The organism is Tepidibacter hydrothermalis, from assembly GCF_029542625.1.
In the GTDB taxonomy this organism is placed as follows: domain Bacteria; phylum Bacillota; class Clostridia; order Peptostreptococcales; family Peptostreptococcaceae; genus Tepidibacter_A; species Tepidibacter_A hydrothermalis.
Window position 1 is genome coordinate 361020 of the sequence record NZ_CP120733.1, and the last position, 18588, is coordinate 379607.

Genomic DNA, 18588 nt, shown 5'->3' on the forward strand with positions numbered 1-18588 from the left:
AAAAAAAATGTTCCTTTTTTATTGTATATGTAACCGTTTTCTATATATATTGGCTAGGGGATAATATACTGGGGTATGTCTTTTATCAATATAATAAGCTTAACTTAGATAGTAAATCAAGCGAGATGATTTTTGAACTATCTTTAATATTGACTGTATTTTTGACTGTATATATTTTAAAAAAAATAAAATTTGTAGAATTTGAAAATATAGTGATGGAGTCAGAAAATATACTTTGGATATACAATATATCTATTTTAATAACATTTGTAACTATTATGTACTATTATAAAGATGTAAAAAACAATATAAATCAATATATTATAGTGTTTGGAATTATTTTCTTTAATTATATATTGGTAAGCTATGTTATATTTTATATTTTGAACAAGCTAAAAATAGAGAAAAATCAAAAGAAGCAAATTGAATTATATTCAAATACTATAGAAGAATCACTTGAAAATTTAAAAGAATTCAAGCATGATTGTAAGAATATATTAATATCTATGGAAGGGTTTATTCAGGGGGATGACTATGAGGGGCTTAAAATGTATTTTTATGAAAATTTAATCAACAATAGACATATAAGCAACAATAATATATATGAGCTTAGTAATATAAAAAATACAGCAGTTAAAGGTCTTATAAATAATAAGTGTTCAAGAGCAGTCTTGTTAGGAATTGAATTGAATCTAAATATAATAAACTATATAGATGATTTTATATTAAAAGATATAGATATTTGCAAAATACTAGGAATATTAATTGACAACGCTATAGAATCAAGTTTAGAATCTAAAGACAAAATTATAAATATAGGAATATATAATGATGATGATGAGGTATATATAATAGTTTCTAATTCATTCGAATTAGAACCTAAAATACACGATATATTTAAGAATGGATATTCTACTAAAGGGGAATCTAGGGGATTGGGTCTTAATATAGTAAGAAAATTAAATGATATAAAATATAAAAATATTCAAATGAATACATTTATAAAAGATAGATTATTCAATCAAGAATTATCTATATTAAAAAAAGAGAACTAAAAATAAAATGGTACCTATAGATTGGACACATAAAAAAGAGTGTCTAGTTTATAGGTACTTTTTTGTGTATAATTATCATTGAATATGGAGGCCTTTAGTATGAGTAAAATTACATTTTCAAAAGACAATATTGAAAGATTAAATAAGAACCCTTATGTAAAGCGCGTTAGCGAGAAGTCAATAACATACTCTGACGAGTTTAAAATAATGTTTATTGAGGAGTATTTAAGAGGAAGCACACCACGAACTATTTTCATTGATGCTGGATTTGACGTTGAAATACTTGGTGTCAAGCGCTATGAACAGGCGGCAGCCAGATGGATAAAAGCGTACAAGAAAGATGGAATTATAGGATTAAGTGATACTAGAAGAGTGAATTCAGGCAGACCAAGTAATGCTCCAGTTTCAAAGGACGATATTATTAGCAAACAAGAAGCTAAAATAAAACTGCTTGAGGAACAATTAGAATTGCTAAAAAAGCTCGACGTGACAGAAAGGAGGCTGGTAAACAACTGCGTAAATCTAACAAATAATGAAGTATATGAGTTAATTTTAAAGACTGTGTCTAAAAAAGATTATTCAGGCACAGTTTCTTATTGCTGCTCAATTTTAGGGGTTTCACGTTCAGGTTATTATCATTATTTAAAGACAGCACCTTCTAGAACTATAAGGGAGAATGAAGATTTAAAAGCTAGAGATATTATATTAAAGGCTTATAATTATAGAGGTTATAAGAAAGGTTCTAGATCAATTAAAATGACACTAGAAAATGAGTTTGGTATTATATACAGTAGAAAAAAAATCCAAAGGATTATGCGAAAATACAGTATAGTATGTCCTATAAGAAAAGCCAATCCGTATAGAAGAATAGCCAAAGCGACAAAAGAACATAGAGTAGTACCTAATCTGCTACAGAGAAATTTCAAACAGGGTATTCCTGGCAAGGTGCTACTTACTGATATCACATACATCCCTTACGGGATAAATAAAATGGCATATTTATCAGCTATCAAAGATAGCTCTAGTAACGATATTCTAGCATATCATGTATCTGATCGAATTACTTTAGATATAGCTACAATTACAATTAAAAAATTAGTTAATACACATAAAGCTGATTTACATGATGAAGCTTTTATCCATTCTGACCAAGGGGTCCACTATACAAGCCCTAAATTCCAAAAATTACTAAAAAGCCATAATCTAGGACAATCCATGTCTAGACGTGGTAACTGCTGGGATAATGCACCTCAAGAATCCTTCTTTGGTCATATGAAGGATGAAGTAGATTTCAAAACATGTTCTACACTTGAAGAAGTAATTAATAAAGTTGATAATTACATGGATTACTATAATAATTATAGATGTCAATGGGGATTAAAAAAGATGACTCCTAAACAATTTAGAAATCATCTTTTGAATGCAGCTTAACCCTTTTTTTATAATGTCCTTGACAAAGGGTCCATTTTAAAATTTAGTCCTCTTTTTTTAATCTTTTTAAAAGGCATTCTGGAGCTTTAGGTTCTTCAAACATACCATGTCTAGATGCTGAATTTGCAGACATTGCAGATGAAACAGCCAATTTAAGAATATATTTGGAAATTGATGATTTAATATTGCTCGTAGTATTCATAATTGTTATACCTCCTTTTAAATATTTTATATGTAATTGGAGAAATCATTAAACATTGAATAAATAATGATAGTAAAAACATATTAGAAATTACTCTATTATAGACAATAAATGATGCTAATATATATATGAATCCTAAAGTAAGAGCTTTCGATTTATTTGATTTTCGAATTTTTTCACTTAAACAAGGTCGTTCTTCTGTATCGGCTGGAGCATATTTATATAGTATATAAATACAGATTAAAGAAATAAAAAATTTAATTGCAATATGTAATATAAGTGCTTTAGACAAAAATACTACTCCGAAGAAACATACACAGGTCAGAATCAAACACGTTAAACTAGTTCTCATATGAATTCCCCAAGTATAATTTCGAATTAACCCAAACAATATATAAACTAATATAGAATAATCTAATATATTAAAAAGGTATGCTAGAAGAAATATTATAGGGATTTTGCACAAATTCATACAAAAAACTTCTATACCATATTGAGCTATTTCAAAATCATCTTGTGATATAGAACTTACATAGGGTTTTATACAGTTTAATATAAAGACACTAAGTTTTTTTGAAATATTCATAATAAACACCTAACTTTATTTTGATAAGTAAATTATAATATAATAAAGGTAAATATTTCAATGCAAATGACGTGAAATGTATATATGATAACTTAAATACTCAAGAAAAGGTGATTTTAATGAAAAAAATCAGCATAATAAGCTATACCTTATCAGAAATAAATACTTACTATGAACAGATAAAAAGTTTATTCTCACAAAATATAGAAATTGAAAAGTTTTGTGTTGATGAAATAAATGCAGAGATAAATTCTGATGTAGTTCTAGTACCATCGTATAATGTATTTGAAACTATAAAAAAACATATAAAGAATAAAGCTGAATTGGTAATAGCAAATAGGACTATAACAAAAGCTGCATTTGAAAAAATTATGAATATAAAGTCAGGAAGCAAGGTATATTTGTTAGACCATAATTATCAAATGGCACTTCAAATGACCTGTGTAATGTACCAACTTGGGATTAGACATATAGAACTTATACCAATATGCGAAAGTATAAAAAAAGATATAGAAGATAGCGAGCTTATAGTATTTAAAGATTACGAAAATAGAGGTTACAATACTATAAATATAGGAAATACGTTACTAGATATAAGTACTATTATAGATATAGGTGTAAAGTTAAATTTAGTAGAAATATTACAAAGACAAGATATAAAAAGAAGTTATAAAGAAATAGTTACTAAGGATGTAGGTCTTTCTAATGTTATGGGAAGAACTAACCAATTTGAAAGTCAGCTGGATATATTACGTCAAGTTGCAGATGATGGAATAATAGGAGTCGATTCAAATGGACAAATATATTCTTGTAACAAAAATGCACAAAGTATTATAGGATATAAAAGTGAAGCAATAGTAGGAAAATATATAACTGAAACTTTGTCTACTATACCGTTTCAGTATTCTATAAAAATGTTAAAACCTATAAAAGAGAAACTTATAAAGGTAAATGGGTACGATGTAGTAGTATCTATTCATCCTATAATACATTCTAATAAACAGTATGGAGCGATAGCTATACTAAAAAGATTTAGTGATACAGAAATAAAGCAGCATAAATTAAGAGCTCAATTAATAGGTAAGGGTCATAAGGCTAAGTATAGATTTGATGATATAATTGGAAAAAGTGATATTATAACTAAAACAAAGGATATAGCAATTAGAATGTCTAAGTCAGATTCATCAATACTTATAAGTGGAGAGAGTGGAACCGGTAAAGAACTATTTGCACAAGCTATACATAATAATTCTTATAAAAAAAATTATCAATTTGTAGCTATTAACTGTGGAGCTTTTCCTGAGAGCTTGCTTGAGAGTGAATTATTTGGATATGAAGAAGGGGCTTTTACAGGAGCTAGAAAAGGTGGAAAACCAGGGCTATTTGAACTTGCACATAATGGAACCTTATTTCTAGATGAAATAGGTGAAATGCCTATCAACTTACAAAAAAGATTACTTAGGGTGTTACAGGAAAGAGAAGTTATGAGGATTGGTGGAGATAGGCTTATAAAAGTAAATATAAGACTTATAGCTGCTACTAATAGAAACTTAAAGGAAATGGTTAAAAAAGGAGATTTTAGAGAAGACTTATATTATAGACTTAATGTACTGCCTTTGAAAATCCCAGCTCTTAGAAATAGAAAAGAAGATATATTGATTATAATGAATGAAATGAAAAGAAAATCAGGATACAATTTTAATTTAACTAGTAGAGCTAAAGAACAACTTATAGATCACACTTGGAGAGGTAATATAAGAGAATTAAAAAACTATATAGAGTATTTTTCTAATATAGGAACTGATTCTATAGATATAGATGATTTGCCGTTTAAAGAAGAAAATTTGAATTCAATAGTATTTAACTTTCATGAAAAAGAACTGTTAGATAAATTTAGAGAAGATGTTGGAAAAGATGAGTACAAGTATGTATTCATATTAAAACAACTTGAAGAAGGTTATAAAAATGAAAAAAGACTTGGAAGAAGAACCTTATATAATAAAGCTAAAAACGAAGGGATATTTATAAGCGAACAAGAAATACGACTTATACTTATAAATCTTGAAAAATTTATGATGGTAGATATAAATAAAGGTAGGCGTGGAACTAATATAACTAAATATGGAATCAAAGTTGTTGAACACTTAGGAATGGGTTAAATGGTATTAATAATAATACCATTTAACCCGTTTTTACTTTGTCAATTTAAAAATACAGTAATTTAAATTTATAGATTATATTGACAATTAAATAACGTTTTCCTGCATTATGAGCAAATCAGTATATTACGAGTAATTAAATGACCTAGTCAGACTTTAACATTAAGTCAATTTTATTTACAAAAAGAGACAATTTTATGTGAATAATAAAGTGGCATGGAACTTGCTTAATATAAAGATAATTCTTAATATTCTACAAAATTATATTTAAGACATCTTGGTAAGGAATTATTGATTAAAGTTAATTAATACATTTTTAATATAGAGGGGTTGAGATTATGAGTGAAAATCTGTTCAGAAAAGAAGTAGCTTCCATAAAGCCGTATATACCTGGGAAGTCTGTAGATGAATTAAAGAAGGAATTAGGTATTGAAGATATTGAGAAACTTGCATCTAATGAAAATCCATTAGGTCCATCTCCTAAAGCTGTTGAGGAAATAAAAAAGGAATTAGATAGTATACATATATATCCAGATCCTAATTGTACTAAGCTAAAAGATGGATTATGCAAAAGATATAATCTAAAGCATGAAAATATAGTTGTAGGAAATGGTGGGGAAGAACTTCTAAAGATAATAGCTCAAACTTTTATAAATGAAGGTGATGAAGCTATAATGGCTAATCCTACATTTGGAAAATATGCCAGTGAGGTTCTTTTTATGGGGGGAGTTGCTCACCAAATAGAACTTAAAGATTATAAGCATGATTTTGAGAAATTCGTTGAAAAGATCAATGATAAAACAAAATTAATTTATGTATGTAATCCAAACAATCCTACTGGAAATATAATGACTAAAGATGATGTTGATTATTTAGTAAAAAATACTCCAGAAAATGTAGTTTTGGTATTTGATGAAGCTTATTATGAATATGCTATAAAGAATGATAAGTATCCAGATTCTTTAGAGATATTAAGAAATAGACCAAATACTATTATACTTAGAACATTCTCAAAGGTTGCTGGAATTGCATCTGTGAGAGTTGGATATTTGCTTACATCAAGTGAAATAACTAGTGCTATGAATAAGATGAAAATGGTATTTCACGTTAATAGATTAGCTCAAGCTGCAGGAATTGGAGCTTTAGGTGATCCTGCTCATATAGATAAAACTGTCAAGCTTAATTATGAGTGCATGAGCATGATGGAAAAATACTTTGAAGAAAACAACATGGAATATATAAAGTCTAATGCAAATTTTGTATTCGTAAATGTTGGACTTGATTCAAAGTTAGTATTTGAAGAATTACTTAAAAAAGGAATAATAGTAAGACCAGGATATCTTTGGAATTGTAAAGACTGGTTAAGAGTAAGTACAGGAACTAAAGACCAAATTCAAAAATTCATAGATGCATTACAAGAAGTATTAGAAGATAATAAAATACATGCTTAAATAAGGGGGAAATTTATAATGAAAAAACTTATGACAGGTAATGAAGCTATTGCTAGAGGATTTTATGAAGCAGGTGGAAGTATAGCTTGTGCTTATCCAGGAACTCCATCTACTGAGGTACTTGAAAATATAGCTTTATATAAAGATATATATTCTGAATGGGCTCCAAATGAAAAAGTAGCACTTGAAGTCGCTATAGGATCATCTATAGCAGGAGCTAGATCTTTAGCTGCTATGAAGCATGTTGGAGTTAACGTTGCAGCAGATCCTCTAATGACTTTTGGTTACACTGGTGTTAATGGAGGAATGGTATTAGTATCTGCAGATGATCCAGGAATGCATTCATCTCAAAATGAGCAGGACAACAGATATTATGCTAAGTTTGCTAAGATTGCAATGATAGAGCCTAGTGATTCACAAGAGGCAAAGGATTTTATGAAGGATGCTATGGAAATATCAGAAAAATTTGATGTACCTGTTTTATATAGAGTAACAACTAGAATATGTCATTCTAAAACTTTAGTTGAATTTAGTGATAGAGAAGAAGTAGGAATCAAAAAGTACGAAAAAAATATAGCTAAGTTTGTAGCAACTCCAGGTAATGGTAGAAAGTTACATGTTGTAGTTGAAGATAAATTAAAGAAAATGGAAGAGTTCAGTAATGAAACTCGTTTAAATCAAGTAGAGTGGAACGATAAAAAAGTGGGAGTTATAACTTCAGGTATATCTTATCAATATGCTAAAGAGGTGTTTGGAGATAATGTTTCTTATCTTAAATTAGGATTTACTCATCCACTTCCATTTGCAAAAATAGAAGATTTTGCTAAACAAGTAGAAACTTTATATGTAATAGAAGAGTTAGAACCATATATAGAAGAACAAATAAAGGCTAGAGGAATTGATTGTATAGGAAAAGAGAAAATATCTAATTTAGGAGAGTTAAATCCTGATATAATAGCGAGTGCTCTTTTAGGTACAGAAGGTGAAGTAGCAGCTGCTGTTGCAGAGCTTAAGGAAGATGTAATAGGTAGACCTCCAACATTATGTGCAGGATGTCCACATAGAGGATTCTTCTATACTTTATCTAAGAAAAAGAATGTAATGATTACAGGAGATATAGGATGTTATACTCTAGGTTCAGCAGAACCACTTAATGCTATGGATACATGTATTTGTATGGGAGCATCTATAAGTGCAGGCCATGGAGCTCAAAAAGCATTTAATTTCCATAATGTAGATAAGAGAGTAGTAAGTGTTATAGGAGACTCAACTTTCTTCCATACAGGAATATTAAGTTTAGTAGATGTTATGTACAATAAAGGTAATTCAATAACTGTAATATTAGATAATAGAATAACTGGTATGACAGGACACCAACAAAATCCAGGAACAGGATATACTTTAATGGGAGAAGAAACTAATCAAATAGATATCCCAAGTGTATGTAAGGCTATAGGGGTTAAGAATATAATTGTTGTAAATCCTCTTGATTTAAATGCTAATGAGGAAGCTTTAAATAAAGCTCTTGCATCTGATGAGCCATCAGTAATAATAACTCAATGGCCTTGTGCACTTAAAAAATTCTCTAAAGAAGATAAAGAGAGATTTGATTGTACACCTAAGACTTATGAGGTTAAAGAAGATAAGTGTAAGCAGTGTAAGATGTGCTTAAAATCAGGATGTCCAGCAATATCATTTGATGAGGTTGCTAAGATAGATAAAACTATGTGTGTTGGATGTAGTGTATGTGCTCAAGTATGTCCATTTGATGCTATAGAAAAGGTTGGTGAATAATATGTGTAATGTAAAAAACGTTTTATTAGTAGGTGTTGGGGGACAAGGAATAATACTAGCTTCAAAGGTATTATCAAGCGGATTAATAGATTCAGGCTATGATGTTAAGATGTCTGAGGTTCATGGTATGGCACAAAGAGGTGGAAGTGTTACAACTCAAGTAAGATATGGAGAAAAAGTATATTCACCTATAATCGGAAAAGGTCAAGCTGATATAATAGTAGCATTTGAAAGAGTAGAGGCTTTAAGATGGTTAGAGTATTTAAAGCCAGGTGGAAAGATTGTAATAAACGATTACGCTATTCCATCAGCAACTGTTTTATCTGGAAAAGAAGCATATCCAGAAAATATAATTGAAAAGATGGAAGCAAAATATGAGGATATAACAGTTATAGATGCAGCTAATGAAGCTATAGCACTTGGAAATATAAAGGCTCAAAATATAATAATGCTTGGTGGACTTATTAAGTCACTGGGAATTGAAGAGATAAATTGGGATAAGGCATTAAAAGATAATGTTAAAGAGAAGTTTGTAGAGTTAAATATGAAGGCTGTTAAGAAAGGTCTTGAGAGCGGAGTAAAAGAAAAAGCATTATAGAATAAAAATTCGCTTCATGCTATCTCATGGCTCATGTCGCCAACGAGTCCTACGGGCTCCGTTGCTCAAAGTAGTTGTAAATTTAGTTATTTAATCAACATTATCCATAGGTTGAGAATTTAATAATTAATAGTAAGTAAGATATAAATTGTGTGGTTTAAAAAAAGCCACACAATTTATTTATATACAGACAAAATAGAGAGGAGCTTTTATATGGCAAGCTTTAATGAAGCAAAAACTTGTGATGTTTTGGATAAAAGCAAGGTAGACAAAATGATGAAATACAGGTGGATTGTATGGGGAGTACTTGCGTTTGCATATATTATAGTATTTTTTCATAGATTAGCACCTGGGGTTGTTAAGGATGATCTGATAAATGAGTTTAATATTTCTGGTACCACGTTTGCAAATTTAGGAGCTATGTATTTTTACGCTTATATGATAATGCAAATTCCAGCTGGGATGTTAGCAGATTCATTAGGTGCTAGAAAGACTGTTTCTATAGGAGTATTATTATCTGGAATAGGATCTATTGTGTTTGGAATGGCGCCTACTATATCTCTAGCATTTGTAGGAAGATTGCTTGTAGGGATTGGTGTATCTGTTGTATTCGTACCTATACTTAAGATACAGTCTGTTTGGTTTAAGGAAAGTGAATTTGGAATAATGTCTGGTATTACTTCTTTTGCAGGGAATTTAGGCGGAATAATAGCTCAAACTCCTCTTGCTCTACTTGTTGCAGCGATAACTTGGAGAAGTTCATTCGTTGTTATGGGTGTTTTTTCTATAATAATAAGTGTTCTTTGTTATGTGATAGTTAGAAATGATCCTAAAGATATGGGATATCCGTCTATAGCAGAGATTGAAGGTAAGGATATAAAGAATGTTGATAGACCTAAGATAAATATGAAAAAGGCAGTTATACAGGTTGTACTTAATCCAGGAACTTGGCCAGGATTCTTTATATTTGCAGGATTCTTTGGTGCTTTTGTTTCATTGACTGGAGCTTGGGGAAATGGATATATAGCTGATGTATATAATGTGTCTAAGATACAGGCTTCTAATTATATGATATTTCCTGTTTTTGGACTAGCTATTGGAAGTATATTTATTGGGGTTATTTCTGATAAGATGAGAAAGAGAAAGACTCCTATGATGATATTTGGAAGTGTTTATCTACTTTGTTGGGGGATTATTGTTTTTGGTGGAAGAATCGATACTAGTGTATTAAAGATTGTGCTGTTTATACTAGGTTTTACTTGTTCTACGTTTGTACTTGGATGGGCTTGTGCAAAAGAGGTGAACCCACCAGAGATAGCGGGTATATCAACTTCTATTGTTAATATTGGAGGGATATTTGGAGCTGCTATTATGCCATCTATACTTGGAGGCGTGTTTGATAAGTATTCAGCTACTTTAGGTAGTGTTGAGCTTTATAGTAAGGCATTTATGTTCTGCTTTTTGAGTGCTCTTGTAGGGTATGTATTTGTATTCTTGGTTAAAGAGACTAATTGTAGGAATATATATTCTAAGTAATTAAATTTGGTGGTTAAGAGAAAAATAACGCGCATTAAAATACCGCTACTTAATTAATATTTTGATAAAACTAGAGATTGTGACTTATTGAAAATCCTAAAAGTTCTAAACTCCCGTTGGTCAGACAACGAACTTTCTTAACGGATATTCAAACATCACAATCTGAGTTTTATAGTAAAATATTAATCAAAAAGTAGCTAACATTTTAATACGCGTTATTTTTAGTTACCTAATTAGTTGAAAAACATATATAAATATAAAAGTTAATGGGTTATTTAGCTTCTACACATTGAGAAGATAAAGAAAGGTTGTTTACACGGTAAAAAATTATTGATAACGTACATTATACGAAGTTATAACATTTTAATCTAAAATTGTAAAATATATGAATATATATTGATTGTTTTTTTCAAATTCATGTTATAATTTAGTAGTATTTATATGGAATTAAATGATATTAAAATAGTAGAGAGGTATAAAAATGTGGAAAAAAGAATTTATAAAAAAAATGTTTGCGATTAATATAGAGGATACCGATATATGCGGAGCAATAGATCTAAAATATAAAAATATACCAAAATCATTATTTAGATATCGAACATTTGATGAAAAAGGACATAATCTTGATAATCTTGCTTCTGATAGTGTTTGGTTATCAAGTCCAATGGATTTTAATGATCCATATGACTCTGCCTTAACCTTAAATTTGCAAAATAGGTTTTTTGATAATACTAAAAAAAATTTTATTGAAACTCTCAAAAAAAATAAATCAGTATCGCAGAAAGAAATGAATATAATTAACAATCCAGATTATACGCAAGATGACTTATTTAGATTTGTTGTAAATAATAGTCCTGAAATACCTCATGACAAAAAGGAAGAAGCATCAAAAATACTTAAATCCGTAATTCAAAAACAATTAGATAAACTCATAGCTGATTGTGATAGTTCATTTAAATCACTTATGTATATTGCGTGTTTTAGTGAAGTTAAGGATTCAATATTAATGTGGAGCCATTATGCAGCAAATCATGAAGGATTTTGTATTGAATATGATTTTAAAAGATTAGGAAATAGTGACGTTAGAACTAGAATGCTTTATCCTGTGATTTACAACAATAATCTTTTTGATGCTACAGAATATCTAATGCCTTCTTCACAAAAAGAAAAAACGAATATTTTATTTAATCAATATGCAGCTATTAATAAATCGCAAGAATGGTCATATGAAAAAGAATGGCGTTTAATTATAGGAAGTGGTGTTTTAAAAAATGCTACGTCTTATAATTCACCAAAAGCGAACGCAATTTATCTTGGGGCTAGAGCTTCTGAAGAAAATATTAAAAAAGTTAAGCTTATTGCACAAAGTAAGAATATACCATTATATAAAATGGAAATGTCAAAATACCAATTTAAGTTAGAGCCAATATTATTAGATTAAATAGGTTATTCAACACATGTAGTTAAGCATCTTTTAATTAGTTTTTAAATACGAATTTTAGGTATAGTTGTGTTGCATTTGATTTTTGGTATAATATAGAAGGTTTCTAAAAATATTTATATATATATTACATTCTGGTAGGTAGTATGTTTTTTGAAAAAGATTTTTTAAAATCTATCTATTATGATAATTTTTTTCATGACATTTGTTTTACTTGTATATTTTCTTCTATTTTTATTCTTTATCACTTCAAGATGTTGGATATTTCTCAAAATGAAGCTAATTTGATAGGATTGGGAATTTTATTATTAACAGTATCTGATTTATTTTCTAGTGGAGATAGATATGAAAAATAATATATTTTTTAGGATTAGGTATTATTATACTAGGACCTTATATTAAGAAAGATTATTTGCAAAAAATTAGTATAGATTTTATTGCTATAACTTTATCTGGATTACTAGTGGTTTTTCTGGCAAATATAGTGAATAACATAAAAAATAATCGTGAAAAAATATGTTTGAAAAATTTGGAAAATGAATTGAATAAACAAGAAAATTTATTAAATAAACAACAAATTATATTAGATGAACAAGAAGATATATTAAAAGAACAATAATCTATATTAAAAACACAACAAGATTCATTGAATAGCCAATTAAAGCTGTTAACTAAACAACAAGAGGCATCAGAAAAACAAGCATATTTAATAGTTCAATTAAATGAAGAGAATAAAAAATATTTAGAAAATATAGGGAAAGTATGTAGCTATGCTAAAAAAATGAAGGATATAAATTCTAAATTATTATCTAGTATAACAGAAGCGGATTTCCCTGATATTAAGCGACAAATGGAATAAATAGAAAATATAGAAGAACTGTTACTTTGATTATTTTTTGTATTCTCTTGCTCTACTATATATGAGATGTATTCAATATTTATGATAAAAACCATTTATAGAACTTTTTTAAAGAGATCAATATCAGATACCTTGAAGTTCTATAAATTAAGGGTTACGGTGATTGCTATACCCCTTCATTAATCCTTAAAGACTAGTTTTAAGATTAGTTTAGGTTTTATACGACAGCGTACATTATTAGAAGTTTTTTGAATGCTATTATTTTTATGAAATATATAGCGAATTGGAGAAATATGTAAATGATTACAGGCGTTTTTATTACTTTAACACTAAGTGTTATTAATTGATACTTATAAAAATATAGTAAATAACTGTTTTTAGAAAATTTTAACGATATAAATACATCATTAAAATTAAGAGTCATTACAAAGGGGGACAATAGTAATATATGAATGTTATAATTTCGGGAGTAGTAATAGTAATAGTAGCAGTGTTAATTTTTAAATTTAAACAATATTTAATTCTATTATCTATAATTCAAATTGGATTATCAGGATTGATTTGTTTATATCCATGTGACAATAATATAAAAATAATTATTTTAATTATTTTTAATATCGTAATTTCATGGATTTCTTTTAAATTTTTTAGAAATAAAAAATATGAATACATATTTGTCTCTGTTCTGAATTACTCAGCTGTGACTATATTTGGATATACCGTATTGACTGAAACTAATGTGTTAGAAAATCCTATTTTGACATATATTTTTTCTATAGTTTGTATATTATTAGCTGTATATCAAAAACGGTTTCTAAATATTTTTAGGTTTATAAATATGAAGAGTTCAAATGATGCAGAAGCCAAGGATATTACAATTATATCAATGATATTAATAGCATTGATAGTCTTCATATATCTTACTATTTCTAAATATATACATATGGAACCATCTACAGTTAATGGTGCAACTGATTGTTTTGAACTGATAGGTAATGATATTTTTAATACGTATATATTATTTTTTACTTTAATAAGTGAATGTGAGAAATTTATACAAAAAAAAGAAACAGAAATAAATAATAAAGAAGTAAAAATAAAAATAAATAATAATATTGTAGTTTTTGAAAATGCAAAAGCTTATTATGATGAAAATGATAAGACTGTTTTAGTACCTATACAATTGTTTACTGATGCTTTAGGAGCAACTGTAAGAGAGATATCTGATCAAATTATTGAAATAAAAAAAGAAAGTAAAAGTATATTCCTAAAAGTAGAATGTAATAGCGCGTATATTGAAAGAAAAGATATAAAAATGAATACAAATATTAAGATTATTAATAATGTTGTTTATGTTCCTATTGAATTTATTTGTAAACACCTAGGAGTAAATGTAACTTGGCAAAAATACAAAAGAACTATACATATAGATAACAAAGACCCTATTATAGTAAGTGTATAGTTTAACAAAATAGAAATTGTGTTGCTGTGTGGTAGGATAACTATACATATTGATATTTGAACAAAGAAAGGTAATTTAATCAATTATCTTTCTTTATTATTTTAAGTGAAACTAAATATAATTAAGTTCATAGACGTATCTTTTAATTAATCCTTAAATATGTTTTTAGGGACTAGTTAAGGGTCTTTTTTGTATTTTCATTGTAAAATAAAGATTAATTTATAGTGAAATGATTGTAATAATAGAAAAAACATAGTGAATTTATTGTAAGGAAGATATAGATTAAATCGGATAGGTTTAGATAAGAGTCTATTTTTTATAGTATAATAATTAGAATATTATTCCATAAAGAGGTGTTCAAATGAACAAAATAAGAGTATTTTTTTTAACTATACGTTTAATAATACGTTTTTTACTTGTTATAGGATGTGGTTTAGTTCCTATTATTTATCCAAATGTATCAAAAAAATTATCTTTAAATCCAATTTATATGATATCACTTTTTTTTATCGCAACTATAATATATTCGTTAAATGATTTCAAGGAATTATTAAAAAGTATTAAAGAAAATATAAATAAAATAAGAAATATTTTCGAATGGAAACCTTCTACTCCGATTATAAATACTAAGGCAATTAAATCAATTGAAACATATCCAATAAATTATAAATTTAACTTGGAAACTTTAGAAATTGAAAACGAAATGGTTCAAGGAATAGAGTCATTTAAAATAATGTTAATTAAATTTGTTAATACAGAAAAGAATAAGTTCAAGATATATGAAGGTACTAATTATGGAACAGAATATACATTATTTACGATAGATAATAATACAGAATTTTTTCGTCAAGCAGAGGAATTAGCTAAACAAATTATAGAATATTTTCTAGAATGGATTGAAAAAATATATAGTATTAAAAGAGAGAAAAAATACTTAATTATAGAAATGAAGGTTTATGGTAAAGCAGATACGTTATTTATTAAAATACCTAATGCTAATCTAAATACATAGTAATAAAATTATAAAAGCACACCTTTACAGATTATATCTAAATAGAGTAATAGTAGATCAAATTGTATGGACTTGGAGACGAGTCTATTTTTTTATGCAATACTTGTGTGATATTTTAGTATTATTCGATATTTTTTGCGTTTAGAAAATATTTCAGATGAAAATAATGGTATAATTTTACTTAGTAATCAAATCTATAATTAGCAATAATGTTTATAATGGGAGATTAACTATTATAGGACATCAGATATACCAGTATTATCATTCTTTAAAAGAATAGTAATTATTATATTGGGAGCGTGTTATATGCAAAGGTGGAAAGAAGAATATGCTGAATTAATGTTTTTTAATGTTACCGAAGATTATTGTGAAATTAAAAAAAGAATCGAACAAGCCAAAAAGATGAAATATGATAAGATGCAGCAATCACTATATAAATATTGCAAAATAGATGAATATACCGAATGGAATTTGAAAAATAATGCAGTGTGGTTAACAAGAGCTGATAAATTTAATGATCCATATGATAGTGCTTATACAATAGAGACTTTTAATGTTGAAAATTTGTTCAAAAATTCATTATTGGAAAACATAAAAAAACGCTTACGAGAAGAAGGAAAAAATATAGATTTTATAACTATGGAAATTAGTAAATTATGTGATAGATCGACTAAATCTATAATTGAGTATAGTATTGATAAATATCCTGAATCCATGTTGCTACATGAAAATATTGATAAAATTAATGAAGTGTTAATTAATCAAATATATAAAGAAAAAAACTATCGTTGGAAAGAATTGAATAAGAGCTTGCAACAGAATACTTTTATAAGTTGTTTTAGCGAAAAAAACAATGATATCATAATGTGGAGTCATTATGCTAATTACAATAAAGGTTTGTGCATTGAATATGATTTTAAACAATTAGGATTAGATAATTATTTAAATTCTTTAATTCAACCTGTATTATATACTGATAGGAAATTTGATTTGGTTAAAAGTAAACAAATCAAATCTTTAGTAAATAAATATTTAGCAATGACTAAGTTTATGGGTTGGGCCTATGAAGCTGAGTGGAGATTAATTGAACAATGTCCTGATAAATCAATTTTACCGTCACATACAGACGAAGGTATTAGTTACTGTGTACCTAAACCAAAAGCAATCTATTTCGGGTCGAGATGCTCTAAAAAGGATCAAAAGAGAATAATGGATATTGTAGATAAAAAAGAAATACTATTATACAGAATGGAACTGCAATCAAATCGTTTTGAGCTAAAACCAATTTTACTGGAGTAATAGGTGTAGTTAAACCAAAGTTGTCATGAGATGCAAAGTATGTGTTGAAAATTGTGAAACATTTAGATATATACGAAATCTGTTTGCATAGACTATAGTCTAAATAAATAGTATGTATGTTTGCATAACTTGTTTATTTAGAGTTGTTTTTCTCGCTTTAAAACATCTGTTTTATAACATCTTGATTTTAGATAAATAGTACATATAGAATCATAAACTATTTCAAGTTACATTTCGTATGGTGACACAGATGTTATTTGAGATATTTAAAATAGAAATACAAAAAAGAAATAACTCCTATAAAGGACACGCAATGTATTAGAGGTGTATCCTTTTATAAATCTTAAATCTATAATAATAATTTTATTTTATCTAAGTAGAGTTTCTTATCTTCATTATTCAAGTAATGTGTATTATTTAAATTTTCTAAATCTGTTCCATATATGAATTTGTAATGTTCATTTAATCATCTTTTTTATTTTAGAAATTATACCCATTTTATGGTAATATAAAAGGTGATGTATGAGTTTATAATAGTACATATCTTAAGGAGATGTTATTGTGTATGAATTTAATGTAAAAGATTTAAAATGGTTTTTTGAACCTCAAAACTATTCAATCGAAAATGATAGGGTTGAGATTACAACAGATCCTAATACTGATTTTTGGCAAAGGACTTATTATGGATTTAGAAATGATAATGCTCACGTTCTTTATATTACAACAGATGAAAGATATTTTTCATTTACAGTAAAGACGGAGTTTAATACTACAGCATTGTTTGATCAATGTGGAGTTGTGATTTATCAAAATAGTGAGAATTGGGTAAAGGCGGGAATAGAATTTCATGATAATAATACTGCATGGCTTGGAAGTGTTGTAACGAATCATGGATATTCTGATTGGGCAACTACAGATATAGGTGAGTCGGTAAAATATATGTGGTATAGATTAAGCAGACGAGAAAGTGATTACTGCCTTGAAAATTCTTTTGATGGTATAAATTTTAAGCAGATGAGAATTTTTCACTTGTTTGAAGGTGAAAAAGAAATTAATTTTGGATTACTTGCATGTTCACCAAGTAAAAATTCTTTTAAGGCTACATTTACTGAAATGAAGATGACAGAGTGTCTATGGAAAGAGCATAAAGCATAAAAGAAAAAACATTCTTTAGTATTATTCTAAAAAATCTAATCAATACAGTATTGCATAAGTACTGTATTTTTTTACGCTTAAGAAAATTATATGATTTTTTTAATTGTAGAAATAGAGTGTCCTTATTGTAAAAGTGAATTAAATGATATATATGACTCGAAGATTTGAACAATATTCTAAACTATAGTTATTACTGAGAGTTTAAATAAATTTAATTGGGGGATTTTAGAATGAAATTTCAAAAAGTAATTGGATTATTTATTATTGCTATGAGTATTTTGACTATAAGTTTACAAAGATCTTTGGCAAATCTAGCAAGGTATGTAGATCAAACTACGGGCAAATATTGGTCTGATGCTTATGCATATAAATATATGCCTATTAATTCTCAGGTGTTTTTTTGGATATGTTTAGCTATAGGGATATATTTAATTGTAAAAAAGGATTGAGATATAGTTTGAAAAATTATTTTGGAACTTAGGAATTTTTGTAGATGAATATAACTTAAGTCCAAATGTTGTTAATGGGGGTGACTTTTGGGTTACAAT

The 18588-nt window shown here is 27.6% G+C and carries 18 protein-coding genes; 16 read left to right on the forward strand and 2 right to left on the reverse strand.

The window, feature by feature from the left end; all coding sequences use genetic code 11:
* Positions 1 to 125: 125 nt before the first annotated feature.
* Together P4S50_RS01475 and P4S50_RS01480 are read left to right on the forward strand one after the other, a co-directional pair.
* The gene (locus tag P4S50_RS01475; protein WP_277732741.1) at positions 126 to 1055 is read left to right on the forward strand and encodes a sensor histidine kinase; all 930 of its coding nucleotides are present in this window, start codon (positions 126 to 128) and stop codon (positions 1053 to 1055) included.
* 99 nt (positions 1056 to 1154) lie between these two features.
* Positions 1155 to 2486, forward strand: coding sequence for an IS3 family transposase (locus P4S50_RS01480; RefSeq protein ID WP_277730718.1), 1332 nt, complete (start codon positions 1155 to 1157; stop codon positions 2484 to 2486).
* Positions 2487 to 2529: 43 nt separating this feature from the next.
* On the opposite strand, the gene P4S50_RS01485 is transcribed toward P4S50_RS01480, so the two are convergent.
* Both P4S50_RS01485 and P4S50_RS20210 read right to left on the reverse strand, forming a co-directional pair.
* Positions 2530 to 2688: an AgrD family cyclic lactone autoinducer peptide gene (locus P4S50_RS01485; protein ID WP_277732742.1), complete on the reverse strand. Its 159-nt coding sequence runs from the start codon at positions 2686 to 2688 to the stop codon at positions 2530 to 2532.
* Positions 2666 to 3274 carry an accessory gene regulator B family protein gene (locus P4S50_RS20210; RefSeq protein ID WP_416390131.1) on the reverse strand — a complete coding sequence of 203 codons (609 nt, stop codon included), beginning with the start codon at positions 3272 to 3274 and terminating at the stop codon, positions 2666 to 2668. Before P4S50_RS20210 ends, P4S50_RS01485 begins: the two co-directional genes overlap by 23 nt.
* Before the next feature lie 119 nt (positions 3275 to 3393).
* Between P4S50_RS20210 and P4S50_RS01490 the strand changes: the two genes are divergently transcribed.
* The 14 genes from P4S50_RS01490 to P4S50_RS01555 all read left to right on the forward strand — a co-directional run bounded on the left by P4S50_RS01490 (position 3394) and on the right by P4S50_RS01555 (position 18489).
* Entirely contained in the window at positions 3394 to 5433 is a 2040-nt protein-coding gene (locus P4S50_RS01490; protein ID WP_277732743.1) for a sigma-54 interaction domain-containing protein, read from the forward strand.
* A 338-nt stretch (positions 5434 to 5771) separates the two neighbouring features.
* A complete protein-coding gene (gene hisC, locus P4S50_RS01495; RefSeq protein ID WP_277732744.1) occupies positions 5772 to 6884 on the forward strand; it encodes a histidinol-phosphate transaminase in 1113 nt (370 codons plus the stop codon).
* Between the two features lie 18 nt (positions 6885 to 6902).
* Positions 6903 to 8678 carry an indolepyruvate ferredoxin oxidoreductase subunit alpha gene (gene iorA / locus P4S50_RS01500; RefSeq protein WP_277732745.1) on the forward strand — a complete coding sequence of 592 codons (1776 nt, stop codon included), beginning with the start codon at positions 6903 to 6905 and terminating at the stop codon, positions 8676 to 8678.
* A gap of 1 nt (position 8679) precedes the next feature.
* Positions 8680 to 9276, forward strand: a complete 597-nt coding sequence (locus tag P4S50_RS01505; protein ID WP_277732746.1) for an indolepyruvate oxidoreductase subunit beta — start codon at positions 8680 to 8682, stop codon at positions 9274 to 9276.
* Between the two features lie 213 nt (positions 9277 to 9489).
* The gene (locus P4S50_RS01510) at positions 9490 to 10812 is read left to right on the forward strand and encodes an MFS transporter (protein WP_277732747.1); all 1323 of its coding nucleotides are present in this window, start codon (positions 9490 to 9492) and stop codon (positions 10810 to 10812) included.
* A 481-nt stretch (positions 10813 to 11293) separates the two neighbouring features.
* Positions 11294 to 12253: a DUF2971 domain-containing protein gene (locus tag P4S50_RS01515; RefSeq protein ID WP_277732748.1), complete on the forward strand. Its 960-nt coding sequence runs from the start codon at positions 11294 to 11296 to the stop codon at positions 12251 to 12253.
* Between the two features lie 146 nt (positions 12254 to 12399).
* Positions 12400 to 12609, forward strand: a complete 210-nt coding sequence (locus tag P4S50_RS01520; RefSeq protein WP_277732749.1) for a hypothetical protein — start codon at positions 12400 to 12402, stop codon at positions 12607 to 12609.
* A 56-nt stretch (positions 12610 to 12665) separates the two neighbouring features.
* On the forward strand, positions 12666 to 12872 hold the full coding sequence (locus P4S50_RS01525; RefSeq protein ID WP_277732750.1) for a hypothetical protein: 207 nt from the start codon (positions 12666 to 12668) through the stop codon (positions 12870 to 12872).
* Positions 12873 to 12899: 27 nt separating this feature from the next.
* On the forward strand, positions 12900 to 13112 hold the full coding sequence (locus P4S50_RS01530) for a hypothetical protein (protein WP_277732751.1): 213 nt from the start codon (positions 12900 to 12902) through the stop codon (positions 13110 to 13112).
* A 448-nt stretch (positions 13113 to 13560) separates the two neighbouring features.
* Positions 13561 to 14574 (forward strand): copper amine oxidase N-terminal domain-containing protein, encoded by a 1014-nt coding sequence (locus P4S50_RS01535; protein ID WP_277732752.1) that lies wholly within the window; start codon positions 13561 to 13563, stop codon positions 14572 to 14574.
* Positions 14575 to 14935: 361 nt separating this feature from the next.
* Positions 14936 to 15586 (forward strand): GPW/gp25 family protein, encoded by a 651-nt coding sequence (locus P4S50_RS01540; RefSeq protein WP_277732753.1) that lies wholly within the window; start codon positions 14936 to 14938, stop codon positions 15584 to 15586.
* A 306-nt stretch (positions 15587 to 15892) separates the two neighbouring features.
* Positions 15893 to 16885, forward strand: coding sequence for a DUF2971 domain-containing protein (locus P4S50_RS01545; RefSeq protein WP_277732754.1), 993 nt, complete (start codon positions 15893 to 15895; stop codon positions 16883 to 16885).
* A gap of 561 nt (positions 16886 to 17446) precedes the next feature.
* Entirely contained in the window at positions 17447 to 18040 is a 594-nt protein-coding gene (locus tag P4S50_RS01550; RefSeq protein ID WP_277732755.1) for a DUF1349 domain-containing protein, read from the forward strand.
* Positions 18041 to 18270: 230 nt separating this feature from the next.
* Positions 18271 to 18489, forward strand: coding sequence for a hypothetical protein (locus tag P4S50_RS01555; protein WP_277732756.1), 219 nt, complete (start codon positions 18271 to 18273; stop codon positions 18487 to 18489).
* The last annotated feature ends 99 nt before the right edge of the window (positions 18490 to 18588 follow it).

Bases quoted from the DNA above. Each gene is read 5' to 3' on its own strand.
- P4S50_RS01475 (WP_277732741.1), top strand. From the start codon at position 126: ATGATTTTTGAACTATCTTTAATATTGACTGTATTTTTGACTGTATAT.
- P4S50_RS01480 (WP_277730718.1), top strand. From the start codon at position 1,155: ATGAGTAAAATTACATTTTCAAAAGACAATATTGAAAGATTAAATAAG.
- P4S50_RS01485 (WP_277732742.1), bottom strand. From the start codon at position 2,688: ATGAATACTACGAGCAATATTAAATCATCAATTTCCAAATATATTCTT.
- P4S50_RS20210 (WP_416390131.1), bottom strand. From the start codon at position 3,274: ATGAATATTTCAAAAAAACTTAGTGTCTTTATATTAAACTGTATAAAA.
- P4S50_RS01490 (WP_277732743.1), top strand. From the start codon at position 3,394: ATGAAAAAAATCAGCATAATAAGCTATACCTTATCAGAAATAAATACT.
- hisC (WP_277732744.1), top strand. From the start codon at position 5,772: ATGAGTGAAAATCTGTTCAGAAAAGAAGTAGCTTCCATAAAGCCGTAT.
- iorA (WP_277732745.1), top strand. From the start codon at position 6,903: ATGAAAAAACTTATGACAGGTAATGAAGCTATTGCTAGAGGATTTTAT.
- P4S50_RS01505 (WP_277732746.1), top strand. From the start codon at position 8,680: ATGTGTAATGTAAAAAACGTTTTATTAGTAGGTGTTGGGGGACAAGGA.
- P4S50_RS01510 (WP_277732747.1), top strand. From the start codon at position 9,490: ATGGCAAGCTTTAATGAAGCAAAAACTTGTGATGTTTTGGATAAAAGC.
- P4S50_RS01515 (WP_277732748.1), top strand. From the start codon at position 11,294: ATGTGGAAAAAAGAATTTATAAAAAAAATGTTTGCGATTAATATAGAG.
- P4S50_RS01520 (WP_277732749.1), top strand. From the start codon at position 12,400: ATGTTTTTTGAAAAAGATTTTTTAAAATCTATCTATTATGATAATTTT.
- P4S50_RS01535 (WP_277732752.1), top strand. From the start codon at position 13,561: ATGAATGTTATAATTTCGGGAGTAGTAATAGTAATAGTAGCAGTGTTA.
- P4S50_RS01540 (WP_277732753.1), top strand. From the start codon at position 14,936: ATGAACAAAATAAGAGTATTTTTTTTAACTATACGTTTAATAATACGT.
- P4S50_RS01545 (WP_277732754.1), top strand. From the start codon at position 15,893: ATGCAAAGGTGGAAAGAAGAATATGCTGAATTAATGTTTTTTAATGTT.
- P4S50_RS01555 (WP_277732756.1), top strand. From the start codon at position 18,271: ATGAAATTTCAAAAAGTAATTGGATTATTTATTATTGCTATGAGTATT.